Annotated in this window: 1 protein-coding gene; it reads left to right on the top strand. The window is 41.8% G+C overall.

Annotated elements, in window-relative coordinates; all coding sequences use genetic code 11:
- Nucleotides 1–144: 144 nt before the first annotated feature.
- Nucleotides 145–780 carry a multidrug efflux system transcriptional repressor MtrR gene (gene mtrR / locus ACTHUT_RS21305; protein ID WP_250601116.1) on the top strand — a complete coding sequence of 212 codons (636 nt, stop codon included), beginning with the start codon at nucleotides 145–147 and terminating at the stop codon, nucleotides 778–780.

The following is a 780-nucleotide window of genomic DNA, read 5'->3' as shown; positions in this document are numbered from 1 at the left end:
GCCTGCTTTTGTGAAAAACAGGCTGATTATATAGTGTTGAGAAACACTATCAAGTATTGAATTGAATTGTACATACATTCTCGCATGTTCAGAAGTAATTTTTTATAATCCGAACCATAAATTTACATTTCCTACAAAACAACTATGAGAAGAACCAAAACCGAAGCTTTAAAAACCAAAGAATATCTCATGCTTGCCGCATTAGATACGTTTTATAAGAAAGGCATTGCCCGCACTTCGCTCAACGAAATCGCCCAAGCCGCAGGCGTAACGCGCGGCGCGCTGTATTGGCATTTCAAAAACAAAGAAGATTTGTTTGATGCCTTGTTCCAACGGATTTGCGACGACATCGAAAGCTGCATGAAAGAAGACTCAAACAATAATAACGAACAGGCTTGGCCAAGCTTCCGCCTGACCCTGACCCGTTTCTTCGAGCGCCTGCAACACAACGAGCTTCACTATAAATTTCACAGCATTTTGTTTTTAAAATGTGAACATACCGAGCAAAACGAGGCAGTCATTGCCATCGCTAAAAAACACCAATCATTATGGCGTGAAAAAATCATTGCCGTCCTGACTGATGCGGTACAACAAAAAGCGTTGGCGGATAATTTGGATACCGATATGGCGGTCATCTTCATCAAGTCTTCATTAGACGGCTTGATTTGGCGCTGGCTTTCTTCAGGTCAAGGCTTCGATTTGGCGCAAACCGCCCCCCGCATGATTGAAATCATCATTGATACATTGGAAAACCATCCGCAATTAAGAAAACAATCTTAA

The organism is Neisseria sp. P0022.S010, from assembly GCF_051956635.1.
Note: the sequence above shows the minus strand (reverse complement) of the source record. Positions and strands in the feature narration are given on the sequence as shown.

Coding starts and splice junctions, on each gene's coding strand:
- mtrR (WP_250601116.1), top strand. CDS start 145: ATGAGAAGAACCAAAACCGAAGCTTTAAAAACCAAAGAATATCTCATG.